Here is a 19471-nt window from a genome sequence, read left to right as displayed (position 1 = left end):
AAACAATTTAGTGCTTGAACTTGTTGCCGTAGCTATCCTCGCCAGCTTCAGCAATAGCTGCAGCCTTGCGTGCAATAGCCAACTCTTCGTTCGTTGGAATCACAGCAATAATCACAGAGCTGTCTGGAGTGGAAATAACGCGTGGCTCCTTAGAACGAACCAAATTCTTTTCCTTATCGAGCTTAACACCGAATGGCTCAAGCTTTTCGCATACTTTAGCGCGCACGATCTCGTCGTTCTCGCCAACGCCTGCAGTGAAGGTAATGACGTCAACGCCGCCCATTTGAGCAGTGTAGTTGCCAATATAACCAACAATGCGGTGCACGTATACGCCGAGAGCGAGCTTAGCGTTTTCATCACCATCTGCGATGAGCTTGTGAATATCGCGCAAATCACCGTGACCAGTCATACCCATCATGCCGGAACGCTTGTTGAAGAGAGTGTCAAGTTCGTCCACGTTCATGTGAGCATTGCGAATAAGGTGGAAGACTACAGCTGGGTCAATATCGCCAGTACGGCCGCCCATCATTAAGCCTTCGAGTGGGGTTAAGCCCATAGAAGTTTCAACTGGCTTACCAGAAATCTGAGCAGAAGCAGAAGCACCGTTACCAATGTGCAAAACAATCTGCTTCAAACCTTCTGCAGGCTTACCGACAACGCTTGGAACAACAGAGCCAATGTATTCGTGAGAAGTGCCGTGAGCACCATAACGACGAATATGATAGCGATCTGCGATTTCCTTGTTCAAAGCATAAGTTGCTGCAACCTGTGGCAAAGCATGGAAGAATGAAGAATCGAATACCATAATTTGTGGAACATCTGGCAAAAGTTCAGTCATGACTTCAGCGCCAACAGCTTCTGGACCGTTGTGAAGTGGAGCCAAAACTGCCAAATCCTTAACCTTATTGATTGTCTTTTCATTGACTAATGCAGGCTTAGGGAATGTTAAGCCACCCTGAACAACGCGGTGACCGACAGCAACAATGCCAGACTCTGAAAGCTTAGGACCATATTCTTCGAAGAATCCAAGTACGCGCTTCAAGCCCTGCTCGTGGTCGTGAACTGGCTCATCGAACTCATGCTTTTCGCCATTGAATACGTGCTTGTAGTGGCCGTCAACTGGCTCGCCAATCTTCTCAACGATGCCTGAAGCGATACCTTCACCGCTTTCCAAGTCAACGAGCTGATACTTAATCGAACTGGAACCAGAATTGATAACAAGAACGGTTTTTGCCATGTGGGCATCCTCCATAAGTATTGATAAGGCTTGTAAATTGCCACGCTCTAGTTTAGCGTTAAGTTCCTACAAACTTAAAGATATTGAGTGCAATGCAATATCTCAAGGTTATGTACGCACTGTGATGCTGTTTTAGGAACTTTATTATGTTTATTCTGATTGTGCTTCTAACGCGGTTAAAGCAACAGTATTAATAATATCTTGTACTAAAGCTCCTCTAGATAAATCATTTACAGGCTTATTTAATCCTTGCAAAATTGGGCCAACTGCTAGCGCTCCGCTAGAGCGTTGAACGGCTTTATAAGCGATATTTCCTGCGCACAAATCAGGGAATACAAATACATTCACATGACCAGCAATACTATTATTTTTTGCTTTTGCTGCAGCAACTGTAGGAGACCATGCTGCATCAAACTGTATAGATCCAACAATTGCTAAATCAGGTGCTTTTTCTTTCGCAATGCGTGTTGCTTCTTCTACAGTATCAACATCTGGTCCTTTGCCGGAACCAAGCGTTGAGTAGGATAGCATTCCAACTTTAGGGTTGAGTCCGAAAGTCTCAGCAGTGTGTGCAGACTGAATAGCAATATCAGCAAGTTGTTCTGCACTAGGATTTGGGTTGATTGCACAATCTGCAAATACAGATACGTGATCTTTGAAGCACATAAGGAATGCTCCAGAAACCAGCTTAGAACCAGGCTTAGTTTTGATAACTTGAAGAGCAGGACGTACAGTATTTGCAGTTGAATTAACTGAACCAGAAACAAGACCGTCTGCCTGCCCTAGTACTACTAGCATAGTGCCGAAGTAACTTGCATCTGTTAGTTGTTCACGCGCTTGTTTTTCTGTCATTCCTTTCTTTGCTCTTAATTCGCAAAGTTTTGTAATCATATGGCTTAGCATTGCTTCATCGTGCATAGATTGGAAACTAGCTTTGCAAAGAGAATTTAGATTTAGTTCTTCTGCTCGAGCAAGAATAGATTCGCGTTCTCCAATGATAATTAGATTTACAATATCACGTTCTAGCAAATAGTTTGCTGCTTTAAGAATGCGATCTTCTTCTCCTTCTGGAAGAACTATAGTTTTTTTATTTTCTTTTGCTTTCCCTAATAAACTGTATTGGAAAGCATAAGGTGTAGTTGGAGCTTCAAATGGTTGGTGAAGAGCATTAAGAACATCATTTTCTCGAACGCAATTTACGAATGTTTCTAATGAAGAATTTTTAGTTTCTTCATCTATTGGTGGCAAAACCCATAATGGAGTTTGGCTTACTCGGGATGCTTCGTCGTTTGAGTTTGCATAATTCCTAGAGCTATAGTCACGCATTAACTCAGCTCCAAGTTCTGGATCGCAGTTTGTAACAAATACTCCTAAAACTTGTGTGCATGATTTAAGAACGCAAGCATTTGCAGAATCTATAGTTTGTAAAATTTGTTGCGAGTTTCTGCCTTGAGCTGAAACTGTGAGAAAAACAGGTGATGCCAAGTCAGCTGCAACAGTTGCGTCGAAAGAAAACAGTTCTGGATCATATGCTGGGTTTGCGTCACTAGAAACAATAATAGAAGCTTGAGCAGAAGTTGCTTGCAATAATTCGTTATAGCGTGCAACAATATCTCCGCGCACTGTGTCTTTATTTGTTCTAACTATTTCTGGAGTTGTTGCAATAACTTGCTCTAATTTCGTTGAAGTATTTGCGATACCCAAAAGTTGTTTAGTAAAAGTGTCATTTGGTTGAGCGCATGGACGAAAAACAGTAGTGCTGTAGTTATTAGACAGAATATGTGTTATTCCAAATGCAACAGCATTTCTGCCGTACATATCTTCGTTGCCGATAATTGTTACATTAATATGTGACACGATGCGTTCTCCTTTGATACTTCGTGTTACTGCTAGGTTTATATTGCTAATGTAAGTTTCGCATTTTGCAATATAAACAAACTTTTTCTATTGTACGGCTTATCTACGTTGTACACGCACAAAATAGTAATTATAAATGTAATTTATTTTGCATATAACTAGTTTTATTGCATTGTTTGTTTTTAATAGATGAAGCTTTTTTGTTTTAATACACAAAACGGGAGCCAATCTTTCGATTGACTCCCGAAATGTTTTTAGCTAACCAGTTTTAGCTTTATGAGCTTAAAACTACTCGTTATCGCCTGCGGTTGCAGCGGTAGCGGTGACAGCGCCTGGCTTGTCGGTCTTAACGCCTGGCCATACCCAATCGGTGTAGTCTGGGTGATCAAGACCCTTGTCGACTGCATACTGGAAGGCTTCGAGGCGGAAGTCCTCGAGCTTCTTGATTTCGTCGGCATACTTAGCTGCGTCAACCATGCGCAATGCTTCAGCGGTAAGCTCGTAACGATCCATGTCGTTCACGCGAACCATATCGTATGGCGTTGTGGTGGAGCCCTGCTCCTTGTAGCCATGAACGTTGAAGTTGTCGTGGTTTGGACGATCGTAAATCAAGCCGCGAACGTCATGTGCATAGGAGTGATAAGCGAAGAGGACTGGCTTGTCAGCAGTGAAGAGCTCAGTGAACTCTTCGTCAGTCAAAGCTTCGTTGTTTTCCTTAGCGGACTGCAACTTGAGCAAGTCAACAACGTTAACAACCTTGAACTTAACGCCAAGCTTGTTCAACTTGTCGGCAGCTGCCATCAATTCCTGCTGTGGAACATCGCCAACACCAGCGAGAACAACCTGAACTTCGTCATTGTTCTTAGCGTTGGAAGCCCACTTCCACTCAGCAGCACCCTTCTCGAGCTCTTCGCGAGCTTCGTCGAGAGTCAACCAAGTAGCAGCTGGCTGCTTACCAGCGAAGATAGCGTTAATCATGTTGGTGGACTTGTAAGCCTTTTCAGCAACAGCAAGCAACATGTTGGAATCTACTGGGAAGTAAATGCCAATTACGTGATCGTTGTTGAAGGTCTTGTTCAAGAGCACGGAGGTTACGCCTGGATCCTGGTGCGAGAAGCCGTTGTGATCCTGACGCCATACGTGAGAGGATACCAACAAGTTCACAGAGGAGATTGGCTTACGCCATGGGATCTCACGAACGGTAGCCTCAAGCCACTTTGCGTGCTGGTTCAACATGGAGTCGATAACGTGTACGAAGGACTCGTAAGAGCTCCAGATGCCGTGACGACCGGTGAGCAAGTAACCCTCGAGGAAGCCTTCCATCTGATGCTCGGAAAGCTGCTCGGTGACCTGGCCGGTAACAGCCATGTGCTCATCGACTAAGCCGGAGAGATAGCCAGCATCCCACTGCTTGTTGGTTACTTCGTAAGCAGCCTGCAAACGGTTGGAAGCAGTCTCATCTGGTCCGAAGATACGGAAGGAATCTGGGTTGTTCTTGATGATGTCACGAGTGTAGACACCAAGGCGACGGGTAGCTTCGAGCTGACCCCAGCCGTGACCGAATTCCTTAACTTCCTTGACTTCGTAATCATCAAGCTTTGGAAGCTTCAAGTCTTCACGAATACGACCACCGTTGGCGTTTGGATTTTCGCCAATGCGGAGTTCGCCCTTTGGCATGAAGGAAAGAACGTCTTCCTTCACAGCGCCCTTTTCGTCGAAGAGCTCTTCAGGCTTGTAGGACTTCATCCAGTTCTTCAAAACCTCGAAGTGAGCTTCGGTATCGCGAGCAGATGCCAGTGGCACCTGGTGTGCACGCCAAGAACCTTCGGTCTTCTTGCCATCGATGAACTTCGGGCAGGTCCAACCCTTTGGAGTGCGGAAGATAATCATTGGGTAGTAAGGACGAGTTACATCGTTAGTCTGAGCCTCAGCCTTAATATCGCAAATTTCATCGAAGATAGTTTCGAACATGTCAGCGAAGCGACGGTGGATGGACATATGATCCTCATCGTCGAAGCCAGCAACGAACTCGTATGGTTCGTAACCCATGCCGTGGAAGAACTCATGAAGCTCTTCATCGGAAATACGGGAAAGAATTGTTGGGTTAGCAATCTTATAGCCGTTCAAGTGCAAGATTGGAAGCACGATACCATCGGTACGTGGGTTCACAAGCTTGTTGGACTGCCAACCGGTAGCCAAAGGACCGGTCTCAGCTTCACCATCGCCAACGATTGCTGGAACGAACAAGCTTGGGTTGTTCATAACAGCGCCGTAAGCGTGGGAGAGTGCGTAACCAAGCTCGCCACCTTCGTGGATGGAACCTGGGGTTTCAGGAGCGAAGTGAGAAGGAATACCGCCTGGGTAAGAGAACTGACGGAAGAACTTCTGCAAACCAGCTTCGTCCTTAGTGATCTTTGGATAGTACTCAGTGTAAGTACCGTCGAGGTAAGACTGAGCAGTACCAGCTGGGCCGCCGTGGCCTGGACCCATGATAATCACGGTGTTCTGCTGGTGATCAGCGATAAAACGATTGATGTGGCCGATAAGGAAGTTAAGACCTGGAGTGGTGCCCCAGTGGCCCACCAGACGATGCTTAACGTCTTCGCGAGTGAACGGCTCCTTCATTAGAGGGTTGCTGCGAAGATAAATTTGGCCAATCGCAAGATAGTTGGCAACGCGCCAGTACTTGTCTACGCCTTCGATAGCTGCCTCGGAAACTGGAGCGTTGAGCTTCTTCCAAGGTGTGCCAATAACAGGACTCGTCATGTGTACTCCTGTACTCAAGCACTTTTCAGTGCAATTTGATCATTACCATTTGGTTATAGAGACTGGAAAACAAATGTATTACAGCTCTTTTTCCATCCGTTTCAGTATAGTGCCAGCGTCTGACTTTTGTTCGTTTGGTTACTTCTTCGTGCATTTGTGTTGAAAAAATGTGTGATTATGTGCGTAAAAAATGAGCCATTTGTATAGATTATGTTATATTTAATGTTCATTTTATACTTTATAGTTAAGCGTTTCGCACAAAAATCTATCAACGTTATTTGCAGTGTTAGAATATATGTGCAACTTTTGTGTTTAATTTTCGGCGTTTTGTAATTACGTAACGTCGCAAAGTTTCACTATTATAAATTGAATCGTATTAGAACATATATATAAGGAGAATCATGGCAAAAGGACCAGTGCTTGTCGTTGATTTTGGCGCTCAATATGCTCAGCTTATTGCTCGTCGAGTGCGCGAAGCAAACGTGTATTCAGAACTTGTTCCTCACTCTATGCCAGTTGACGAAATGCTTGCTAAGGATCCTCAAGCTATTATTCTTTCAGGCGGTCCTGCTTCTGTTTATGAACCAGGTGCTCCTGACATTGATCCAAAGATTTTTGAAGCAGGTGTGCCAGTTCTTGGTATTTGCTATGGCTTCCAGGTAATGGCTCATGAGCTTGGTGGCGATGTAGATAAAGCTGCACTTGGCGAGTATGGCAAGACTGCTGCAACTATTGATGATTCTGAAGGTTTACTTTCCGGATCCCCATCTGCGCAGAATACTTGGATGAGTCATGGTGTTGCTGTTAAGCGTGCTCCAGAAGGTTTTACTGTCTTGGCTCACACAGAAGGTGCTCCAGTTGCAGCAATGCAAGACGAAAGTCGCAAACTTTACGGTGTGCAATGGCATCCAGAAGTTAAACACACTCCATTGGGTCAGGAACTTATATCTACATTCTTACATAAGTGTGCAGGACTGGATAATAATTGGAATCCTTCTAATATTATTGAGGATCAAGTTGCTAAGATTCGCGAAGAAGTTGGAGACGCACAAGTTATTTGTGGTCTTTCTGGCGGCGTAGATTCTGCTGTTGCTGCAGCATTGGTGCATAAAGCAATTGGCAATCAGCTTACTTGCGTTTTTGTTGACCACGGTTTGCTTCGTAAAGGTGAAGTTGAGCAGGTTAAGCATGATTTTGTTGAAGCAACTGGCATTAAGCTTATTGCAGTTGATGCAGAAGATGACTTTTTGGACGCACTTAAAGGCGTGAGTGAGCCGGAGCGCAAGCGCAAGATTATTGGCGAAAAGTTCATTCGCACTTTTGAAAAAGCTCAACGTCAGGTCATTGAAGAAGCTGGTAAAACTGGAGCAGAAGTTAAGTTCCTTGTGCAAGGCACACTTTACCCGGATGTAGTTGAGTCCGGTGGTGGTGATGGTGCTGCAAACATTAAATCTCATCACAATGTTGGAGGTTTGCCAAAGGATTTGAAATTTAAGCTTATTGAGCCTTTGCGTACTTTGTTTAAGGATGAAGTTCGTGCTATTGGAACTGAGCTTGGACTTCCAGATGAAATTGTTTGGCGTCAGCCATTCCCAGGACCTGGTTTAGGTATTCGTATTGTGGGTGAGATTACGCGAGAGCGTTTGGCTGTTCTTCGTGAAGCAGATGCAATTGCTAGAGAAGAGCTCTCTAAAGCTGGATTGGATCGCGACATTTGGCAGTGCCCAGTCGTTTTGCTTGCTGATGTTCATTCTGTTGGTGTTCAAGGTGATGAGCGCACATATGGTTCTCCAATTGTTTTGCGTCCTGTTAGCTCTGAGGATGCTATGACAGCTGATTGGTCTCGTGTGCCTTACGATGTATTGGCAAATATTTCTACTCGAATCACGAATGAATGCCGTCAAATTAATCGTGTAGTGCTTGATGTAACATCTAAGCCGCCTGCCACGATTGAGTGGGAGTGACAGTTTTTGGTGGGAATTATTGGCCGAAATTTAAACATATGTTTAAACAGTAAAACATTCGTTTATTTTCATTAAAAACTGTAATATTTACTGATTTTATAAAGCACTTCGTGAAAATGGAGTGCTTTTTTCTGTATATTGGTGTGTCGAATTTTCTAAAAACAGGTAAATTTTCGAATTTTATCGATATTTAATGAATATTTTAATTATAAATACTGTTGTTTTAATTGTTTATAATGTTTAAACGATATAATGAATCTGACATGAAACAACAGTATGAGCTGTAACAGTAGTTGTTGGCTGGGTGTAAAAACTACTGCTCGTAGTAGCTCTTACTACTTTGCTTCATTGCGGAACCGTGAATTTTGTATGTGTAGTTTTACTGTGCTACGAAACTAATCGTGTATTTCGAATAGTTTCGCCTACGGTATCGTTTGCGAAGTTTGTAAGATATTTTGCCGCCAATAATTGCGTAAGCCGCTCAAACTATATCGATTAATATGGTAAGGAGAGTTACGTGGACGGTATTCTGTCAGTACTGCTCGATATTTTCAGACAGCCATCTGTTATAGTTGCGCTTATTTCTTTTATTGGTCTTGCAGTGCAAAGAAAGAAATTCTCGGATATTTTGCAAGGATCAATCCGTACTCTTGTTGGTTTTCTTGTTTTAGCAGCTGGTTCTGGCGTTATTACTGAAGCGTTGAACCCATTCGGCAAAATGTTTCAATACGCATTTCATGTACAAGGCGTAGTGCCAAATAATGAAGCAATTATTGGAACTGTTTTATTGAAGTATGGCTCTGAATCTGCGCTTATTTTCTTCTTTGGAATGATTGTTAATATTATTCTTTCTATTACTTCTCGTTTTAAATTTATCTATTTAACGGGTCACGTAGCTTTCTATATGGCAAGTATGCTTGCAGTTATATTTAATGTTGCAGGATTTAGCATGTGGGAAGTTCTTTTATGGGGTTCAATTGCTCAAGGATTGTTTACGACAATTTCTCCAGCACTGGTGCAGCCATTTATGAAAAAAGCTTCAGGCAAAGATGATGTTGCTTTAGGTCATCCTGCTGGTACTGGTGTTGCTTTAGGCGCGTTAATTGCAAAGCTTACTGCTTCAAAAAAGCGTCCTTCTAAGTCAACTGAGGATATTAAATTCCCAGCAGCATTGGGATTCTTGCGTGACACAACAGTGCTTATCACGCTTTCTATGGCTGTTATTTATATTGTAGTGGCGCTTTTTGCTGGTTCTTCGTATGTTGAAACACATTTATCTAATGGTCAAAACTCCATTGTTTTCGTTATGTTGAAGGCTGCAACTTTTGCTGCAGGTGTTTATATTATTCTTGCAGGCGTGCAGATTGTTCTTGACGAAATTGTTCCAGCTTTTAAGGGAATATCGGAAAAGCTTGTTAAAAATGCTCGTCCTGCTTTAGATGCGCCAATGACTTTTGGCTTTGCTCCTAATGCTGTTCTTATTGGTTTCTTAGCTAGTTTCTTTGGCGGTTTGCTTGGAATGACGCTTATGGCGGTTTTGGGAACGACAATTATTATTCCTGGAATTGTTGCGCATTTCATGGCTGGTGGTGCTGCAGGAGTATTCGGTAATGGTCAAGGTGGAATACGTGGTTGCTTGACTGCATCATTTATTAACGGTCTTTTCATTACTTTCCTTCCGTTGTTCCTTTTGCCAGTGCTTGGCGATTTAGGAAGTGCAAATTCTACATATTCTGATGCGGATTATGGCGTATTTGGTGTAATACTTGGTCACGTAAATATTGTTGGTGGCCGTACTGTTCTAATTTCTGTAGTACTTATTGCACTAATATTGTTCTATTCTGTCTCAATATTTATGAATAAACGCGATTCTAATAATTTTGAAAAAGTTGAAGAAATAAAATAAGTAAAGAAAATAAAAATACAATTAAATAATTGTATATACAGATAAAAATTAAAAAATTTTTTACTAATTTTCCTATTTGTTTGTACATTTTATGTTAGGACTGATAGGATAACAGAGTTATTAGTTTTGCATGAGCCGTTGTTACTATGCTGTGTTTTACACAAACTAGTATCAACGGCTTTTTCATGTTAGCGTTTAGTTAGGGGAGAGTGAAATGGTCGAAGGTGTGCCTAAATACATTGCTGTGCGAGACAATCTACGCGCTCGCATTGATTCTATGGAAGCTAACGAACAATTACCTCCTGAAATTGAATTGTGCAAACAATACAATGTGAGCCGTATTACTTTGAGGCATGCAGTCGATAACCTTATTGCTGAAGGATTACTTGTTCGTGAGCAGGGTAGAGGAACATTTCGAGCTTCTTCAATTATTCCTAGTTATAGTCAAGAAGTAATTTCTGATCGTGCGCAAGGATTTTACGAGCAGACTTATTCTAATGATGCAAAAATTAGAATAAAAGTTATTGAAAACGATGTTATTCATGATGAAGATGCTGCTGCTCGTTTAGGCCTTGATCCAGTAGATGAATTGATATGTTTGAAACGTTTGCGTTACGTTGACGATGTTTTATCGCGTTATAGTGTGCTCTATTTGCCTGCTTCTCGTTTTCCTAAAATTTTGACGCATGATTTTTCAGATGAGTCGTTATCTGATTTTTTGCTTAAAGCGTACGCTGTTCAGCTTGTAGAAAATGAAGTGTCTGTGCATATAGAAAATCTATGTGACAGTCTTTCAGCAGTACTTAACCTTGAAGTTGGAACTCCTGCACTTACAGCTTATTCTACTGTAAAAGATAAGTTTGGTACGATTATTGCTTTTGGTGCAGCTGTTTATGCGCCAAATTCTGGTGAGATTCGTTTCCACTTGCATTCAAATGCTGCTTAATTAAACTTTGGTGCTAGCTAAGATATTCTTAGTTAGCCCATTTTTGTGTTAAAAAACAATAAAACCTTGCTGGTTTCCCAGCAAGGTTTTTTCGTGTCCGGAGCGGGAGTTGAACCCGCACGCCTGTAACAAATAGGCACTAGCACCTCAAGCTAGCGCGTCTACCATTCCGCCACCCGGACATGTGTTTTAGACAACAGATAAGACTATAACATCTTTTTTCCATCTTCGCTTCGGCGTGTTGAAAAAATTACGAATTTTTAAGATATTTATATATGAAAACAGTAATAATAGTTTTAAATTATGCTATTTTCAGTATAAAAATCTCCTTTGCTATCTTGTTTAAAATCAATAACATTCACTGACTTTTTTGCCAAGTTTCCATCAAAGTCAATGAACGAGTGTTGTGGCAATGAAGAAATATCATGTTTTGGATAGTCTCTTCTAAAGAAAGCACCTCTAGATTCATGTCTAGCAAGTGAAGATTGCAATACTGCTTTTGCAAGTAGTGACATGTTCTTTATTTCCCATATTGCAGTAATTTCTTGGTTAAAAACTAAATTATTGCTATGGATGTGTAATGATTGAATTTTAGGATCTATAAATTCTTGTATTTCATTGAGTGCTTCCTTAATTGATTGCTCGTCGCATGATATTGCAACAGCGTTTTCCATGATTTTTCCTAAACCTGCAAATAATTTATAAGGATTATATTCTTCTTCTATTTGTGAAGATTCGTCGTTATGGCTGTTGTCTGTAAAATCTGTAGCTTGCTTTGCGCTTGTTTCAATAAGCTGATTAAGTTCATTATTTCTTTGTTTATATAAGATTTGTAGTGCAGTATTATTTGAGATAGTTTTATTTGTTTCGTTGATTTCGTTGATTTCGTTGATTTCGTTACTGTTAGTTTCGTCATACTTGTTTAAGTTTTTCAATTCTTTTGCTATTGTTGCTCCCGCGCGATTTCCAAAAAGGCATGCGTCAAGCAAGGAGTTTCCTCCTAATCGATTAGCTCCGTGCACTCCTACGCATGAGCATTCTCCGGCAGCGTATAAACCATAAACAATATTTTGGTTGTTATTTTGCCATCTATATACTTTTCCATCCAAAGTTATCGGTATTCCGCCCATTGTGTAGTGAGCTGTAGGGCGAATTGGGACTAAATCGCAAGTTGGGTCAAGATGAGCATATTTTTCAATAGTTTCTGTGACTTGTGGCAAGTATTCTAACATATTTTCTCGGCTGATATGTGTCATATCTAGCCAAACGCAATCGTTATGTGAATTGCTTTGTTGTGTAGTTGTTGAATCGTTCACACCTCTGCCTTCGCGAATTTCTTGGGCAATTGCACGAGAAACAACATCTCTTGGAGCTAAATCTGAATGTACTTCATCGTATTTTTTCATAAAAGCTTCGCCATTTGAGTTCCTAAGCACGCCGCCTTCAGCTCTTGCTGCTTCTGAAAGCAGAATGCCAGTATGAGCTAGTCCAGTAGGGTGGAATTGAATGAACTCACAGTCTTCAAGTTGTAATCCTGCTTTTAGAGCTAAAGCCATGCCATCGCCTGTTAAATCCCACGAATTAGATGTTGTTGCAAATAATCTTCCCGATCCGCCTGTAGCTAAAAGTAAGAATCTAGACTTTATTGCTCGCAAGTTTCCTGCAGATAAATCAAATGCAACAATTCCTTCAACACTCATAGTTTGATCGTTTATAGCAACATCTGTTACGTAACAATCTTCAGCAAATACAATATTCTCGGAAACACATTGTTGCCATAAGCTATGCAAAATTTGGTGACCAATACGATCCGCAGCAAAAGCCGCACGTTCAATTGGATTCTTTCCAAAATTAGCAGTATGTCCACCAAAACGGCGTTGGTTAATATATCCATTTTGTGTTCGAGAAAATGCTACGCCATCATGTTCAAGCTGAATAACTGTTTTTGGTGCTTCTTTTGCAAGTAGCTTTGCTGCATCTTGATCGCTTAGCCAATCTCCGCCATGAACTGTGTCATAATAATGCCATTGCCATTTGTCGTGCTCTACATTCCCAAGGCTTGCTGCTATACCTCCTTCAGCAGAACCCGTGTGTGAACGCAATGCTGGCACTTTAGAAATCACTAAAATTGATGGTGTTTTTCCTTCTTTTTTCATGCATGCGTATTCTTCGGATTTAATTAATCCTAGTGCTGCAGATAATCCTGCAGCTCCAGCGCCAACAATAATAACATCGTAGTATTCGCTTGATTGCATACTTTTATTTTCTCACATATCTTGTATTGGGCGCGTTATTTTACGCTACTTTTTGCTGTGATAATGTTAAATTTTCTTTATTTTGTACAATAATTCCTTCCAATTCTAGCAATGCAATTTTCCCAGAAATTTCAGCAATAGATGGTATGTAATCTAATTGTTTTTCTTTGTAAGAAGCTTTTATTATTTCGTATATTCTGTCAACATTCGCAAGTTCACGTTTGCGTTTGCACGTTGTAATTGCGTCGATAATTAGTTTTTGCGTATTGTCATAATTTTTATAGTCTATGCTTAATTTTTCTGGTTTAGGTTGAGAATAAGCAAAGTAATGATGAGATTGAGGAAACAGAATATCTATATCTTGAGTTGAACACAATATTATAGCTTGTGAATCGTGTATTAGCTTGTTGCATCCTGCATTATTAGGCTGATTTATATCTCCTGGTATAGCGTATAGTTCGCGATTTAAATCCGTTGCCCATGTTGCAGTATTTAGCGCTCCGGATTGTAATCTTGCTTGAGCAACTATAATTTTTGATGCTAGAGCTGCAATAATTCTATTTCGCAATAAAAATCTGTGGCCTACTGGTGTTGTATCTGGGCATAGTTCGCTAATACACGCTCCGCCTTTTGCAATAATTTGTTCAAAAAGCTGATAATTGTATCTGGGCCCCATGTGATTTAATCCTCCTGCAAATACAGCAATGGTTTTTCCTGTAGGCTTATTTTCATCTACATCTTGTGCATCTAATGCTCCCCAATGTGCTGCTGCATCAATTCCGTATGCTCCACCAGAAATAACAGTATGACCTTTCGAAGCGCAATCATAAGCAAATTGATATGCAAGTTCTCTTCCGTAGTCTGTGCAAGAGCGTGAACCGACAATAGCAAGTGGATTATGACATTGTGTTAATGTTTGTGGATTCCCTACGCCCCATAAGCATAAAGGTGGTGAGAAATGACTTTGGAAAGCCAAATCTTGCAATTGTTTCGGCCAATATTTGCTGTGTGGCGCAATAATCCATTGCTTTCCGCCAGAAGTGAACCATTGACATAGTGATTCATTATTCCATGTCGGTAAATGCAATAATCGAACGCACCATTTTGAAATAGAATTGTGTAACACTTCTAAAGACTTAGGCGCATTATCGTTGTGATAACCCCACGCTGTTAAGCCCTTCTTGAAATAATTTTCTAATAGCGCAAGTTCTTTATGTTTTTTTATGAAGCTTAACATTGTAGATACTAATTCTTGATTTTTGTTACGTTTTCTTGAGCTAAAAGTTTTAGAATTGGCATCGTTTTCTTGATCTGCTACTTCACTAATAATTGGAAGTTGCATTTGTTGAGCTGAGCCTATTGATTGTTGTTTCGTATAATTTTTCACAATTGTTTTTAATAGTGAAACAATTTCTTTAGCGCTTTTAGATCCCAATAGTAGCGTGTACATAATCGCATCCGCTCCTTCAAGGCAGAATGTAAGTATTGCACGAGATATTGTTTCTTCGTCTGGTGAAGAAAAATCGCTAGATGCACTAATAGTTTCTTCCGTGTTGTCTATGTTATCCGTGTTGTTTATGTTTTTAGTATTCATATTCGTGTCCTTAAACTGATAGCTTGTGCAATGTCTGTCATGTCTGGTGAAGTGTGTCCAGAAAGATCAGCAAGCGTCCATGCGAGTCGCAATGCTCTATCTGCTCCGCGCAAACTCAATTGATGCTTTTCTAATGCACGGTTAATAAGTCCTACCGCTTGCTGTGAAGTGTATTTTCTAAGCCATGTTCCAGATGCTTGTGCGTTGCAATCCCAACCTTGCTTTATAAAACGGTCGCGAGCAATTTTGCGAGCTTCTATTACGTTATCTCGCATTGTTTTGCTATTTAGATACGTGTTTTTAACTGAGTTTTGTGCATTGTCTTGATGATGGTTTGACATAATAATTCGTTCTACTGGAGGTACATCCATTTGAATATCAATACGGTCAAGAATTGGTCCTGAAAGGCGTGAAAAATATCGTGCTCTTTCGCGCTCTTTGCAAGTGCAGCGCTCGCCATTTCCGTATGCGTATCCGCAAGGACAAGGATTTGCAGCAATAACAAGCTGGAATTTAGCTGGATAAAGAGTTGTACCTTTTGAGCGAGAAATAGCAATATGCCCTGATTCCAATGGTTCTCTTAGGGTTTGCAATACTCTAGGAGAAAACTCTGGAGCCTCATCCATAAACAGCACTCCGCAATGTGCTCTAGTAATAATCCCAGGTTTTGCAACTCCTGTTCCTCCTCCAATAAGAGAAGCTGCTGAAGCAGTATGGTGAGGTGCTTCAAATGGTGGAATATTGCTAATTCCGTAGTAGGGTAGTGTGCCACAAAGTGAACGAATTGAAGCAACCTCAAGCTGTTCTTGTTCGTTAAGTGGGCACATAATGCTTGGTATCCGTGAAGCTAGCATGGTTTTTCCAGATCCTGGAGGTCCAATCATCATCACGTGATGCCCTCCAGCTGCAGCAACTTGTAGAGCCCATTTTGTATGTTCTTGCCCTATTACTTCAGACATATCTCCAATTTCATATTTTGGTTCAATTTGTAGTGGGGAAGTGCTTTCTTCGTGAATTGACGAATTATAGTCTTCTTCTCCATTGTTATAATTTCCATTTCGTTCAAGAACTTGCATATGTTTATACGCAGGGTCTTCTTCAATAAGCTTTAGTGATTCTTCGCTCAAACTGCCATGCAATTGCGTCACTAAATCTAAAATATGGTGTATTCCAATAGATTCAATTCCATCTACAAGTTGCGCTTCGGCAAGATTTTCTTGCGGAATAAGCATTCGTTTAAAATGCATCTTTTTTGCGTAAAGTGCAATAGGAAGAATGCCTTGAATGGGTAATACTGTCCCGTCAAGATTTAGTTCTCCTAGAATAACTGTATTTTCTAATTCTGTAAGTGGAATATACTTTTCTGCGCTTAGTATGCTTGCTGCGATAGCTAAATCGTATGATGCTCCGCTTTTTGGCATTGAAGCAGGTGATAAGTTTACTGTTACCCTTCCTTCAGGCCATTTACAATGCAACGCAAAATGAGCTGATTTGACGCGCTCTCTTGCTTCGCTTAATGAAGTGTCAGGTAAGCCGATAATAGAAAAGTTTGGCATATTTCCAGATATAAAAGCTTGCAACTGAATAGTAAAAGCTTTAAGACCAATAAGTCCTATTGATGTTGCGTTTCCAATGTGCATTAGAATGCTCCTTGAACATGCTTGAATTGGATTGATGAATTATCTTCAATTTCTTCCAAAGATTGCAATTCATATGCAGAGTCTGGATAAGTGTATTTGTTAATAACAAGAATTGATACAGCGTCAAATCGAATACGGTAATGAGGTATATCGCTTCCGAATTCTTCCAGCCATTTCATACCAGTTGTACGTAATTTGCTACATTTTTCTTGAGTAATTGCTTCAAGCGGAGTACCACAACGTACGCTTCTTCGAGTTTTTACTTCTACGAATACCAATTTTTGTTCTGGAGTAATCATCACCAAATCTAGCTCTCCATTGCGGCAATGCCAGTTTTTGTCAATAACGTGCCACCCTTTTTGCATAAGTCGCAAAGCGGCGTATGTTTCTCCCAGTTTTCCCAACTCTTTACTTTCAAGAGAATCATCTTGAAGCTCGTTGGACACTTGTTCAAGTTTTTCTTGCAAAAATACTTGAGCAGTCTCAGCGTCGTCAATCTCGTCAAGCGAGATAATTTCATCGTCAATAATGTGTTTTTGTGTAATCATGCTGCTATTTTCTGTGCTTATTGAGCAGTAATCCAGATTTTTTAAGCATTGTGGATAAAAGCTATATACGGCGTGTTGTATTAGAAATTCAGTATATTTTTCGTATTTTTCTAAAACAAATTTCGCTATTTTTTGCAAACTGTTAATTCGTTATAGCTAATTTTGATAACCGCAGGTATGTACGAATGAACCATAGTGGCATATTGTCGTTATCACTTAAATAAATATGTAAACAGAAAACGGAAAAGTAAGCGGATGCGCAAAGTAAGCTGAAGCAAACTAATCTACTGTTTAAAAGTCGCAAAACTGGAGGGGTATTATGAGCGATATTGAAGAAACGCAAGGAAAGTATCATTTTGAAACCTTGCAATTGCATGTTGGTCAAGAGCAGGCGGATCCCGCAACTGATTCTCGTGCAGTTCCTATTTATCAAACAACAAGCTACGTGTTCCATGATTTTGATCATGCTGCAGCTCGTTTTGATTTGCGTGATGCCGGAAACATTTATGGTCGTTTGACGAATTCTACTCAAGATGTTTTTGAGCGCAGAATTGCAGCTCTTGAAGGCGGAACTGCAGCTTTGGCTGTTGCTTCTGGTGCAGCAGCTGTCGACTACGCTATTCGTAACATTACGCAGCAGGGCGATCACATTGTGTCTTCAAAGAATGTGTATGGTGGAACTTATAACCTTCTTCGTCACACTCTTCCTCGAGATGGTGTAACAACTACTTTTGTCGATCCTAAGAATCCTCAAAACTTCGAGGATGCTATTCAGCCAAATACAAAGCTTGTATACTTTGAAACTTTTGGTAATCCTAACGCAGATTTGCCTGATTTTGAGGCTATTTCCGAGATTGCGCATCGCCATAATCTTCCTGTTTTTGTTGACAACACTTTCGCAACTGCGTACCTTTTCCGTCCGCTTGAGCATGGTGCAGATATTGTAGTTGAGTCTGCTACGAAGTTTATTGGCGGCCATGGCACAACTCTTGGTGGTGTTATTGTTGAAGGCGGCAATTTTGATTGGGCTAAAGTTCCTGGAAAATTCCCAACTCTTACAGAAGCTGACCCAAGTTACCACGGTTTGAACTTCTATGAAGCTTTAGGATCTGTAGCTTTTGTGACGCGTATTCGTGCGATTATTTTGCGCGATACTGGCGCTTGTATTAGCCCGTTTGCTGCATTCTTGCTTTTGCAAGGCACGGAAACTTTGAGTTTGCGTGTTGAACGTCACGTTGAAAACGCGTTGAAGGTTGTGAAATATTTGCAAACTGTGCCAGAAGTTGAATCTGTAAGTCATCCTTCTATTGAAGGTCGTTCTGATCATGAGCTTTATAAGCGTTACTTCCCGAACGGCGGTGGCTCTATTTTCACGTTTGATATTAAAGGTGGAAGGGATGCAGCTCGCGTATTTATTGACAATTTGCAGCTTTTCTCACTTCTTGCAAATGTTGCTGACGTGAAGTCATTGGTTATTCATCCTGCTTCTACTACGCACTCTCAGGAAACTCCTGAAGAATTGGAAGATCAAGGCATTCATGAAGGAACTATTCGTTTGTCTATTGGAACTGAACATATTGACGATATTCTTGCTGATTTGCAGCGCGGGTTTGACGCAGTTCGTAAAGCAGGACTTGCTTAAAGAGAAAGCGAAAGTAAAAGTAAAAATTATTAATTAAAAATATTCCTGAAGATCCATTACCATTTTATTCGGAGCGCATTCGTATTTGTATGCGCTCCGATTTTTTGTGTATATTCTGTAAATTTACGCATCATACTTTAGGATGAGATACTAATTCTTTCTAAATAATTTCCGTCTTACGCACGATAGTAACCAGCAGTCTTTTCCCGTAAATTTAAGTATTAGCAATAGATAACTATGCGATTACTACTTTTTAAGAAAAGGAGCAGTTATGAACAGTCCATACGAAACAAGCTCATACGAGCAAGAAAGTGCTTTAGATTTTAGAGCAGATTTTAATCAAAATTTGATTGGCGAGACTGCGGTTGCAGCTTTGCATGTTGTTAAAGATTTTGGCAAGGGTGCAGGCATTGTTCACGCTCTGCGAGATGTAAGCGTAAGTTTTGAGCGCGGCAAGTTCACTGCGATTATGGGCCCGTCTGGTTCTGGAAAGTCAACTTTAATGCATTCTTTGGCTGGACTTGACAGCGTTAATTCTGGAAAAGTTTTGGTTGATGGTTTAGATATTACGGGCATGAGTGATAAGCAGCTTACGCTTATGCGTCGCGAGATGGTTGGGTTTATTTTCCAAAGTTTTAATCTTCTTCCAATGTTTAGCGCTGAGCAAAATATTCTTATGCCTCTTACTTTGGCAGGCAAAAAGCCAGATAAGCAATGGTTTAATACTTTGGTTAATACTCTTGGCTTGCAAAATCGCTTAAAGCATAGGCCTGCTGAGCTTTCTGGCGGCCAGCGCCAACGCGTTGCAATTGCTCGAGCTTTGATTTCTAAGCCTTCCGTAGTTTTTGCAGACGAGCCTACCGGAAATCTTGACTCTGCTTCCAGCTCAGAAGTTTTGCATTTCTTGAAAAAGTCTGTAATGGAGCTTGGTCAAACTGTGATTATGGTTACTCACGACGCTGTTGCAGCCTCTTACGCGGATCGAGCAATCGTATTTGCAGATGGTCAAATCGTTGAAGACGTACAAAATCCTACTGCAGAAGGCATGAGCAAAATGCTTATGGAACGCAGCGAAGCTGGTATTAATAATCAGCCTGCACAATTGCAATAAAAGGT

Annotated in this window: 12 protein-coding genes and 1 tRNA gene; 5 read left to right on the top strand and 8 right to left on the bottom strand. The window is 40.9% G+C overall.

The annotated features are described in order from the left end of the window. Positions 1-7 precede the first annotated feature (7 nt). The 3 genes from AC1EKT_RS02580 to AC1EKT_RS02570 form a co-directional block, all read right to left on the bottom strand. Entirely contained in the window at positions 8-1237 is a 1230-nt protein-coding gene (locus AC1EKT_RS02580; protein ID WP_415683052.1) for an acetate/propionate family kinase, read from the bottom strand. A 150-nt stretch (positions 1238-1387) separates the two neighbouring features. After that, positions 1388-3094 carry a phosphate acetyltransferase gene (pta, locus tag AC1EKT_RS02575; RefSeq protein WP_415683053.1) on the bottom strand — a complete coding sequence of 569 codons (1707 nt, stop codon included), beginning with the start codon at positions 3092-3094 and terminating at the stop codon, positions 1388-1390. A gap of 288 nt (positions 3095-3382) precedes the next feature. Then, a complete protein-coding gene (locus AC1EKT_RS02570; protein WP_415683054.1) occupies positions 3383-5860 on the bottom strand; it encodes a phosphoketolase in 2478 nt (825 codons plus the stop codon). Between the two features lie 401 nt (positions 5861-6261). On the opposite strand from AC1EKT_RS02570, the gene guaA reads away from it, so the two are divergent. The 3 genes from guaA (at position 6262) to AC1EKT_RS02555 (ending at position 10676) form a co-directional block, all read left to right on the top strand. Next, the gene (gene guaA / locus AC1EKT_RS02565) at positions 6262-7824 is read left to right on the top strand and encodes a glutamine-hydrolyzing GMP synthase (RefSeq protein WP_481615990.1); all 1563 of its coding nucleotides are present in this window, start codon (positions 6262-6264) and stop codon (positions 7822-7824) included. 517 nt (positions 7825-8341) lie between these two features. Beyond that, complete coding sequence (locus AC1EKT_RS02560; protein ID WP_421784380.1) at positions 8342-9730, top strand: PTS ascorbate transporter subunit IIC; 1389 nt, start codon at positions 8342-8344, stop codon at positions 9728-9730. A gap of 214 nt (positions 9731-9944) precedes the next feature. Beyond that, the gene (locus AC1EKT_RS02555) at positions 9945-10676 is read left to right on the top strand and encodes a GntR family transcriptional regulator (RefSeq protein WP_421784379.1); all 732 of its coding nucleotides are present in this window, start codon (positions 9945-9947) and stop codon (positions 10674-10676) included. Between the two features lie 94 nt (positions 10677-10770). Here AC1EKT_RS02555 and AC1EKT_RS02550 read toward each other — a convergent pair. The 5 genes from AC1EKT_RS02550 to AC1EKT_RS02530 all read right to left on the bottom strand — a co-directional run bounded on the left by AC1EKT_RS02550 (position 10771) and on the right by AC1EKT_RS02530 (position 16713). Beyond that, positions 10771-10858: transfer RNA gene (locus AC1EKT_RS02550), tRNA-Leu, on the bottom strand. A gap of 114 nt (positions 10859-10972) precedes the next feature. Then, positions 10973-12931 carry an FAD-binding protein gene (locus tag AC1EKT_RS02545; protein WP_421784378.1) on the bottom strand — a complete coding sequence of 653 codons (1959 nt, stop codon included), beginning with the start codon at positions 12929-12931 and terminating at the stop codon, positions 10973-10975. 40 nt (positions 12932-12971) lie between these two features. Continuing rightward, positions 12972-14525 (bottom strand): DNA-processing protein DprA, encoded by a 1554-nt coding sequence (gene dprA / locus AC1EKT_RS02540; RefSeq protein WP_415683059.1) that lies wholly within the window; start codon positions 14523-14525, stop codon positions 12972-12974. Further along, positions 14522-16165, bottom strand: coding sequence for a YifB family Mg chelatase-like AAA ATPase (locus AC1EKT_RS02535; protein WP_391496416.1), 1644 nt, complete (start codon positions 16163-16165; stop codon positions 14522-14524). Before AC1EKT_RS02535 ends, dprA begins: the two co-directional genes overlap by 4 nt. Next, complete coding sequence (locus AC1EKT_RS02530; RefSeq protein WP_391496417.1) at positions 16165-16713, bottom strand: YraN family protein; 549 nt, start codon at positions 16711-16713, stop codon at positions 16165-16167. Before AC1EKT_RS02530 ends, AC1EKT_RS02535 begins: the two co-directional genes overlap by 1 nt. A 319-nt stretch (positions 16714-17032) precedes the next feature. Here AC1EKT_RS02530 and AC1EKT_RS02525 point away from each other — a divergent pair, with 319 nt between their 5' ends. Both AC1EKT_RS02525 and AC1EKT_RS02520 read left to right on the top strand, forming a co-directional pair. Next, positions 17033-18355: an O-acetylhomoserine aminocarboxypropyltransferase/cysteine synthase family protein gene (locus AC1EKT_RS02525; RefSeq protein WP_391496418.1), complete on the top strand. Its 1323-nt coding sequence runs from the start codon at positions 17033-17035 to the stop codon at positions 18353-18355. 271 nt (positions 18356-18626) lie between these two features. Then, positions 18627-19466: an ABC transporter ATP-binding protein gene (locus tag AC1EKT_RS02520; protein WP_415683060.1), complete on the top strand. Its 840-nt coding sequence runs from the start codon at positions 18627-18629 to the stop codon at positions 19464-19466. The last annotated feature ends 5 nt before the right edge of the window (positions 19467-19471 follow it).

Source organism: Bifidobacterium sp. C0047B3 (assembly GCF_056590535.1).
Note: the sequence above shows the minus strand (reverse complement) of the source record. Positions and strands in the feature narration are given on the sequence as shown.

Coding starts and splice junctions, on each gene's coding strand:
- AC1EKT_RS02580 (WP_415683052.1), bottom strand. CDS start 1,237: ATGGCAAAAACCGTTCTTGTTATCAATTCTGGTTCCAGTTCGATTAAG.
- AC1EKT_RS02570 (WP_415683054.1), bottom strand. CDS start 5,860: ATGACGAGTCCTGTTATTGGCACACCTTGGAAGAAGCTCAACGCTCCA.
- guaA (WP_481615990.1), top strand. CDS start 6,262: ATGGCAAAAGGACCAGTGCTTGTCGTTGATTTTGGCGCTCAATATGCT.
- AC1EKT_RS02555 (WP_421784379.1), top strand. CDS start 9,945: ATGGTCGAAGGTGTGCCTAAATACATTGCTGTGCGAGACAATCTACGC.
- AC1EKT_RS02545 (WP_421784378.1), bottom strand. CDS start 12,931: ATGCAATCAAGCGAATACTACGATGTTATTATTGTTGGCGCTGGAGCT.
- dprA (WP_415683059.1), bottom strand. CDS start 14,525: ATGAATACTAAAAACATAAACAACACGGATAACATAGACAACACGGAA.
- AC1EKT_RS02535 (WP_391496416.1), bottom strand. CDS start 16,165: ATGCACATTGGAAACGCAACATCAATAGGACTTATTGGTCTTAAAGCT.
- AC1EKT_RS02530 (WP_391496417.1), bottom strand. CDS start 16,713: ATGATTACACAAAAACACATTATTGACGATGAAATTATCTCGCTTGAC.
- AC1EKT_RS02525 (WP_391496418.1), top strand. CDS start 17,033: ATGAGCGATATTGAAGAAACGCAAGGAAAGTATCATTTTGAAACCTTG.
- AC1EKT_RS02520 (WP_415683060.1), top strand. CDS start 18,627: ATGAACAGTCCATACGAAACAAGCTCATACGAGCAAGAAAGTGCTTTA.